The 8,037-nt window shown below is 44.0% G+C and carries 7 protein-coding genes; 5 read left to right on the top strand and 2 right to left on the bottom strand.

Features of this window, described 5'->3' with window-relative positions; genetic code table 11:
* Positions 1-254 precede the first annotated feature (254 nt).
* From ABDZ72_RS06895 to ABDZ72_RS06880, 4 genes are read left to right on the top strand one after another with little or no spacing between them, the layout of a single operon-like run.
* The gene (locus tag ABDZ72_RS06895) at positions 255-1,826 is read left to right on the top strand and encodes a DUF6583 family protein (RefSeq protein ID WP_343752001.1); all 1,572 of its coding nucleotides are present in this window, start codon (positions 255-257) and stop codon (positions 1,824-1,826) included.
* Between the two features lie 16 nt (positions 1,827-1,842).
* A complete protein-coding gene (locus tag ABDZ72_RS06890) occupies positions 1,843-3,063 on the top strand; it encodes an ABC transporter permease (protein ID WP_343752000.1) in 1,221 nt (406 codons plus the stop codon).
* Entirely contained in the window at positions 3,060-4,175 is a 1,116-nt protein-coding gene (locus ABDZ72_RS06885) for an ABC transporter permease (protein ID WP_343751999.1), read from the top strand. Before ABDZ72_RS06890 ends, ABDZ72_RS06885 begins: the two co-directional genes overlap by 4 nt.
* Positions 4,168-4,839, top strand: coding sequence for an ABC transporter ATP-binding protein (locus ABDZ72_RS06880; RefSeq protein ID WP_343751998.1), 672 nt, complete (start codon positions 4,168-4,170; stop codon positions 4,837-4,839). Before ABDZ72_RS06885 ends, ABDZ72_RS06880 begins: the two co-directional genes overlap by 8 nt.
* A gap of 13 nt (positions 4,840-4,852) precedes the next feature.
* On the opposite strand, the gene rlmD is transcribed toward ABDZ72_RS06880, so the two are convergent.
* Positions 4,853-6,340, bottom strand: a complete 1,488-nt coding sequence (gene rlmD, locus ABDZ72_RS06875) for a 23S rRNA (uracil(1939)-C(5))-methyltransferase RlmD (RefSeq protein WP_343751997.1) — start codon at positions 6,338-6,340, stop codon at positions 4,853-4,855.
* A gap of 155 nt (positions 6,341-6,495) precedes the next feature.
* Here rlmD and ABDZ72_RS06870 point away from each other — a divergent pair, with 155 nt between their 5' ends.
* A complete protein-coding gene (locus ABDZ72_RS06870) occupies positions 6,496-7,122 on the top strand; it encodes a Type 1 glutamine amidotransferase-like domain-containing protein (RefSeq protein ID WP_343751996.1) in 627 nt (208 codons plus the stop codon).
* A 286-nt stretch (positions 7,123-7,408) separates the two neighbouring features.
* Here ABDZ72_RS06870 and ABDZ72_RS06865 read toward each other — a convergent pair whose 3' ends face one another.
* Positions 7,409-7,885 (bottom strand): nucleoside deaminase, encoded by a 477-nt coding sequence (locus ABDZ72_RS06865; RefSeq protein ID WP_343751995.1) that lies wholly within the window; start codon positions 7,883-7,885, stop codon positions 7,409-7,411.
* Between the last annotated feature and the right edge of the window lie 152 nt (positions 7,886-8,037).

The raw sequence follows: 8,037 nt of genomic DNA, 5'->3' as shown, positions 1-8,037 counted from the left end.
AACTCTTACTCGGCGGGCATCCCACCCACTATATGTTACGACCTAAGCCCGGTCGCTCTGCCAGGCACATACGCACTTTAGAATTGCGTATGTGCCTGGCACTTATTTCTGACTATAATAAAGCATTTTTCGACATAATCTACCATTATTTCCAGGAATGGTATATAATTGAATTGTTGTATTAAGACATGGGTTCTATAAATACATATAAGTCATAAGGACTCAGAAAAGACTTAGAAAGGAATTGATATCAAATGACAGAAAACAATCAAATAAAAAAAGGTATTCCTAAAAAGATCACAGCTATTATTGCAGCCACTGTATTGGTTGTTGTTGGGGGTATAGTAGCGTTTTCACTGATGAACAACTCTCCAAAAACACAATACTTCAAAGCTGAAACAAATACACTCGAATTTATGAACGAAAATGTAACGACAAGCTATCAACCGGAATTCGACTGGGCAAAGACAACAAAAGAAAAGCCAACTGAAAACACAGTGACATTATCCGGAAACTATAATGGTCCTCCCAGCAGCGGAATGGGAATAAGTCCGGACCAAATCATCAATAATTCCAAACTGCAGTTAACGACGCAAACGGATAAAGAAAACAAGCAGCTCGCAACGGATTTACAAGTTAACGTTGCCGGTATTGAACTGAAAAATATTAATCTATATCTGGATGACGACCGTTTAATGCTTCAGCTGCCCTTTATGCAAAAAACGTTGCAGGTTAAGGATGATGACCTGGCTCAGCTGATGGAGAACATGAACCTGACGTTCAATGGCGAATCCATCGATTTTGCAGATTTTTTCAATCATGTGGATGACTTATTATCAGAGGATGATAAATCATATCTACGGGAAGAATACTTACAAATGATCTACGAAGAACTGTCGGATGATTCGTTTGAGTCCGCCAATGAATCAGTCAAAATCCAGGATAATTCAATTGAAGCCGAAAAGTTATCATTACAGCTTTCTGAAAAAGAAGTGAAAGATCTAGTAAGTGCCCTTCTTGAAAAAGTTAAAAAGGATGATAGAGTAAAAGACATTATTAAAGATCTGAATGGTTATTCGACGACTTTAGCCAGTGCATCGGAAAACAATGCCGATCCCATCCTTAAAAACTATGAAAAAAATATCGACAAAGCCATTAACAGTTTGGAAGAAATCCGAATGCCTGAGGGAATAACGTCCACTATCTGGGTTAAAGACGGGTTGATTGTTAAACGCGAGTCAGCCATCAGTATGGGAGCTCAGAATGGAAAACTGGTTGACCTCAGTATGAATGGCACACAAGTATTAAATGATACGACAATAGATTTGGATTATACACTGGCTGCCAATGACAATGCCATAACAGTGAAGGCTGATATGTCAAACCAGGATAACGAACTCGAAAATTCTGTATCCATCAGTGCAGATGGTGCTGACTTATCATATCAGGGTTCCTCCACACTTAAGGACGGTACAAGGGAATTTGAACGTGAAATTTCTGTTAACGGTACCGGACCAAATCAAACCGGAAGTGTGATCTGGACTGGTGAGGCATCCTATGACAATGATCGCATGAATTCGGAGCATAATATAACAGTGGAAACACCAACCCTTCCACAGGCATTGAATATGGTAAGTCTGACTGTCAGCCGGGATGCCAAAGTTATTAAGCAAGTAGATAAACCAGAGGATAATAACGTTAAAGACCTTGGCACAATGTCACCCAGCGAGCTGAGGAATTATTTCCGGACGACGGTAGCACCACAATACCAACAATGGCTTACGGAGATTATGGGGGCTCCAGACGGCAACATGAACGGTTTTTAATTAAGGATGTGCAGGTATGACGTTTATCAGACATAGCCTTCTGTTTTTTAAAAGCAATCTGAAGACATTGCAGAGGAAGCTGCCGGTGCTTCCTCTGCTTTTACTATTCCCTGTTATACTTGTTTCCCTCATGGCTGTCATTGCCATATCAATTATTCAGCCGGATGAAGATGAACCGCTTCGTGTCGGACTGGTGGATCTTGATAAGTCGCAGGAAACGGAAATGGTTATCGAGTTAATCGAAAGCTCATCACAAACAGGGAACTATATCAAAATGGAAGCCCTGACAGAAGAACAGGCCCGCGAACAAATAAACGAGCAATTAAGCGCCTATGTCAGTTTTCCGAAAGGGTTTACTGAAAGTCTGTACAACGGGGATTCCGTCACACTGGAAGTAACTGGCAATGCCGGAAGACGGACAGAAAGCTATCTTGTTAAAGAATTGCTCGACAGCCTTGCCAGGCATATTCGGACGTCACAAGCCAACATTTTAACCATTGATGATTATTTAAAACCATTGCCCATTGCTGATGACAAGCGAAAAGATATACTGGTGCAGCAATTTAAGGACTTTCTCATCTATACAGCCGGTAAAGACAAGCTGCTAAGCGAAGAACAAATCACCAATCAGGCCACGAGCTCGCCTGTTCACTACTACGGTCTTGCCGCCTGGTTTATCATCATTACGATCTGGCTATTGGCATTTTACTCATTTTTTTCGAATGATGACGGAATTCGTATGCAAAACAGAATGCGATTATACGGGGTGACGGTGCTTCAGCAGCTCACGGCCAAAATCACGGCCACATGTCTGATCACGAGCGTTTTGGGGGCCATTTCCTTTTATCTGTATGTCTCAATAATGGCCATTCCATTATACAGTGAGGACTACATTCGAATCGCTCTTCTTACCCTGCTGTACTGCTTAATTTACTTGGGTATTCTTGCTATGCTGGAAACCATTTTTACAGGGCATAAAATTCGATTGCTTATGCAGTCATTACTGACGCTGCTAGTGCTGCTGGCAAGCGGTGCCATTATACCAACGCTATATTTTCCATTGTATATGCAGCATCTGCTCCCGTATTTATTTGCCAGTGAAGGCTTTCGCTGGCTGCAGGAAATCATATTAAACGGCAGATTTTACGCGGACTATATACCCATGACGCTGATGCTGCTATGCACTGTTATGATTCTGATTGGCACGTCCGTCTGGAAGGAGCGTGCTGTTAAATGAAACAGATTATCACAACGCGTTTAATGCACTGGAAGAAACAGTGGGTAAGCCTCATGTTCTGGCTCTTGTTCCCGTTTGTGGCAACAGTCAGCGTGATCATGATCACCGATGCACTGCAGGATGATGCACAGATCCCTGTCGGTGTTGTTCTGAAGGAGGAAACAGATGCTTCAGAGGCACTCGTTCAAAAAATCAAATCGGCCCCGTTTATCAGAACGACAATTTTGCCTGAAGACAAAGCACTGTATCGCCTGGAGAAACATGATCTGGACAGTGTATTTACAATTCATAGCAACTTTGAGCAAAAGATTCAGCAGAATAACAGGAGCCGTTTGATCACCGCTTATCAATCTGATCTATCGCTTGCCTACTCACCGGTTAAAGAAATGATTGTCTCGTATGTTCAGCAGGAAACCGGCCGCGCTAAAGCAGCTTTTACCATTCAGGAACTTGAAAAGCGCTATTCAGGTCAAACACAGTCGACAATTGAAGACATTGTTGCTAAGAGCAAAACGATACAAAAAGAGGAAGATCTGCTGTCTACCAATCTGACATTCCACGGTGATCATGAAACGATGAATGACACCCAGAGGCCATTTAATGTCTGGGGATTGTGGGGGATTTTCAGTCTTCTTTCCGCTATGCTTCTGTTTGATTGGGTTATTAAAGAAAAACAGTCGAAAGCCATATGGCGTCTGACATTTTCCCGGTGGTCATTAAAATCCTACTTGCTACTGAATTCCCTGCTGTACACGCTCGTTCTGTTTATGACAGATATGCTGACAGCTGTTTCGCTGTATTATATATTTGGCGAATGGCTCAATCCCGCCAATCTCCTGGTTTATCGGTTGCTCATTTGCACAGCGGCATTTTTATTGGCCCATTTGTTTAAACGTCCGTTTTACTATAACACAGTGGCATTCGCGCTTGTATTATTGGCTGGTATTGGCACTGGCGCCCTGCTTCCGACACGCATTACAGCGGATTGGCTTCCTGATTTTGCAAGCCCGCTGAGCCCACTGCTTGCTGGAAATTTACTCAGTCTGTGGCCGCTGGCAATCGGGGTGACTTTTGTATTATGGCTGATGAGAAAGGAGCAATATCATGCTTGAGGTCCAGACACTGTCCAAAGCCTATGGCAGAAAACAAATTTTGAATGATCTTTCCTTCACCGTACACCCCGGGGAAGTGATTGGACTTGTCGGAGAGAACGGCGCAGGCAAATCAACCCTGCTGCAGATTTTAGCTACACTGTCCCAGCCGAGTGCCGGCGAGATCATGTTATATGATCAATCCTACCGAACAGACGTTAAAATCATTCGCAGACAAATCGGTTTTGTGCCACAGGATATTGCTTTGTGGGAGGACTTTTCCGTAAAAGAAAACATGAGGTTTTTTGAAAAACTGTCATGGAACCACAAAAACACTGAACAGCTCAGGCAACTGTGCCAGGACATGAAATTGAACAAATGGAACGAAACGGTCAAACAATTATCTGGCGGCATGAAGCGCAAATTGAATATCGCCGTTAGCCTGATTCATGACCCTGACTTGCTGATTCTGGATGAACCGACCGCAGGCATTGATTTGAAATCCCGTAAAGACATTGCATCCTATTTAGCGGGTCTGGCCAAAACACAAGAAAAAATGATTCTATATACATCACACGATCTCGATCAAATTACGCAAACTTGTGATCGAATATACTGTATGGGTGATGATCCGTTTTATTACCAAGTATTACAAGCATATGGCGAACAGCCCGTTTTGTTATAGAAAAAGTCCCAGGCTATTTCTCCAAAACTAATTTTGTAACGGCTTCAACATGGTAGGTTTGCGGAAACATATCCACCGGCTGAATGCCTTCAACCGCATACCCATGCTTCGTTAAGTACTTTAAGTCCCGCGCCTGTGTTTCCGGATTACACGAGACATATACTACTCGCTTTGGCTGGAGTTTTACCACACTTGACAGAAACGCTTCGTCACTTCCGCTTCGTGGCGGATCCATAAGCACCACATCGGCTTTATCGCCGCGTGCTGCCATTTGCATCATAAACTCGCCAGCGTCGCCCTGATAGAATCGGGCATTTTTTACACCGTTACGTTTTGAATTGCGAATGGCGTCGCGAACGGCATCGTTATTCATTTCAACGCCAATAACGTTTCCAGCTTTCTGACTGGCAACCAGACCAATGGTACCAATTCCGCAGTACGCATCAACCACCGTTTCCTTGCCAGTCAGCTCTGCTATTTCAATGGCCTTTGCATACAATTTTTCGGTCTGAACCGGATTAATCTGATAAAAGGACTTTGCTGATATCTCGAACGTCATTCCGCAGAGGGTGTCTGTGATTGTCCCTTTGCCGAACAATACCTTTTCCTGATTACCCAGAACGACGCTGGTATCCCGTTTATTGACGTTCAGCAAAAGCGTCGTAATTTCAGGATGAGCTTTGCGAAAGGCCGTTATAAAATTATTTTTGCCTTTGAAGACAGGTGAGGCCGCTACTAGCACCACCATAATTTCACCGCTGACCTGACCAACTTTTATCAGGACATGCCTTAGAAAGCCTTGGCCGGTATCTTCGTTGTACGGCTGCATTTTAAAGGATTTCATCAGGCCCCTAATCGTTTGCACGATCTCGTCCGCTTTTGGATCATGAATAAGACACCGGTCCATGGGTATGATTCGGTGGGTGTTCTGAGCGTACAGCCCACCAATAATCTGCCGCTCTTTATTCCGTCCAAATGTCATTTGACTTTTATTCCGGTAGTCATATGGATGGTCCATCGTCAAAATGGGTTCCGGCTTGCCAAACGGTTTCATAATCGAATCGATGATGTTTTGTTTAAAACGCCCTTGCGCCTGGTTGCTCATATGCTGCAACTGACATCCCCCGCATTCGTAGTAATACGGACAAGGCGGATCGACGCGGTCATCAGACTGTTTGACCACCCGCTTTAGCTCTGCGTTACGATACCGCCCTTTTTTGGACACACGTATCTCAGCCGTTTCACCAGGCAGCAGATGCGCAACCTCCAGCTGCTTTCCTTCCCACTTAACAAGACCCTTGCCCTCACCGGTCAAACCTGAGCATGTAACTGTCGCCGTTGTGGCCTTCTGTCCATGTTGGCGCGAATTAGTTACTGCAGTCTGACCTCTTGGTTTTCCGCTTTTTGGTTTTCCTTTTGCGTGGTTCGGCTTCTTGTAGGATTTATCAGATTTGCTATTTTTATCAGGCTTTTTATAGCCACTATTCTTTCGCTTAGACATAGGCACTTCCCATCTTTACTTCTTCTTTACATCTATTATAGACCACCCAAAGCCGGCCGTAAACGCAGGCTTTAATGTAGCATTTCCCAACGCTGATGCTTTAATGTTAACATCGTAATATAAGGATTTATTTTAATGAAAAGCAGGAGGATCATATGAACTTTTACCTGTCATCTCAAGACGTGGGTCGTGAGGAACAAAAACTCAAAGACATGACAAAGGATGGCAATAGACGCGTAGCTTTTATCAATAATGCCATGGATTTTATGACAGATATCAACCAGAAGAATCAAAGTGATGCACGTAACGCAGCCGATTTAGAGCGTCTAGGTTTTACTGTGGATATCATCGATCTGAAACAATATTTCCATAATACAGGGGCTCTGGAAGACAAACTTGATCAGTACGACGTCCTCTGGGTTAGAGGCGGCAATACGTTTGTTTTGGCACAGGCCACGAGATTAAGTGGTTTTGACAGTATTGTTAAAACATATTATAGAGATAACAAAAACGTCTTATATGGCGGGTACAGTGCAGGCATTTGTATGCTTGGACCGACGTTAAAAGGTCTTCATTTAACGGATGATCCAGATGAAAAACCATATGGCGAAGATTACCCGACAGTTTGGGATGGACTAAACATATTAGATTATACCATTGTTCCGCATTATCAGTCAGGCATCCCGGAATCCGAGGATATCGACCGGACTATTGCCTATATAAAAAATCATAACACCCCCTTTAAAACACTGAAAGACGGCGAAGTCATCATTATCGAATAAACAAACGGGGTTGGGACAAAAGACGTTTAGTCAAATAAAAATCCGAACTATGACTCACAAACAATATTAATCAGTTCGGATTTTTCGCTTAGCGCAGGAAAAACACGGAGACTCCTGCGGGATGAAAAGCTTAGATAAGACCCCGCAGTGCGGTAAGCACGAGGAGGCTTATCAGCGCCCGCGGAAAGCGCAGTGTTTTTCCGGAGCGATGGCCACGCCTTAAATATATCGTTCGTATTTAGAAGCGATTTGTTCAGTCTTTTTCCCAGCCCCGTTTAGTCAAACTTTACATATGATACTGACGATGGAGCTCACGGACTTCTTCTGCAAGCTCAGGAACAGGGCCTTCAACTGTCGTGTCACGAATCACATCCTCGATCGGAAGGCTGCGGACACGGGGCAATCCGGTCATCCCCATTTCACTGAACCATCTGCCTAGCTGATCGGATGAACTAACATAAACGATACGGTCCAAACCAGCTAATCCATGGGCTGCAGCGCACATCGGGCAATGTTCACCTGAGGTATAGACGGTCGCCTCGCTTTTTTCTTTAGCTGACATATTTTCAGCTGCCGAACGTGCGAGCGCAATCTCCGGGTGCTGCGTATGGTCACCGCCTGAAGTGTGGTTATGATCTTCGGCGAGTACGTCACCATTGCCTGAGACAAGGACTGAACCGAATGGCTCGTCCCCTTTTTCCAAAGCAGTCTTTGCCAAGTCAACAGAACGGCGCAGGTGCTTCATATCTGTTTCATCGATCATACTTTTGAGTCCTCCTCGTCATATTCGTTCTTAGACCATTATAATCAAATGCCAGGCACATACACAATTCAGAATTGCGTATGGTCAAGTAGGAGTGAACCTCTCAGCCTAACGGCTGATTGTGTATCACTCCCCTCTCAGAACCATGCGAG

The organism is Lentibacillus halophilus (genome assembly GCF_039522485.1).
In the GTDB taxonomy this organism is placed as follows: domain Bacteria; phylum Bacillota; class Bacilli; order Bacillales; family Amphibacillaceae; genus Lentibacillus; species Lentibacillus halophilus.
The sequence above is the reverse complement of the archived record's forward strand: the minus strand, read 5'-3'. Positions and strand labels throughout refer to the sequence as shown.

Coding starts and splice junctions, on each gene's coding strand:
- ABDZ72_RS06865 (WP_343751995.1), bottom strand. CDS start 7,885: ATGATCGATGAAACAGATATGAAGCACCTGCGCCGTTCTGTTGACTTG.
- ABDZ72_RS06880 (WP_343751998.1), top strand. CDS start 4,168: ATGCTTGAGGTCCAGACACTGTCCAAAGCCTATGGCAGAAAACAAATT.
- rlmD (WP_343751997.1), bottom strand. CDS start 6,340: ATGTCTAAGCGAAAGAATAGTGGCTATAAAAAGCCTGATAAAAATAGC.
- ABDZ72_RS06885 (WP_343751999.1), top strand. CDS start 3,060: ATGAAACAGATTATCACAACGCGTTTAATGCACTGGAAGAAACAGTGG.
- ABDZ72_RS06890 (WP_343752000.1), top strand. CDS start 1,843: ATGACGTTTATCAGACATAGCCTTCTGTTTTTTAAAAGCAATCTGAAG.
- ABDZ72_RS06870 (WP_343751996.1), top strand. CDS start 6,496: ATGAACTTTTACCTGTCATCTCAAGACGTGGGTCGTGAGGAACAAAAA.
- ABDZ72_RS06895 (WP_343752001.1), top strand. CDS start 255: ATGACAGAAAACAATCAAATAAAAAAAGGTATTCCTAAAAAGATCACA.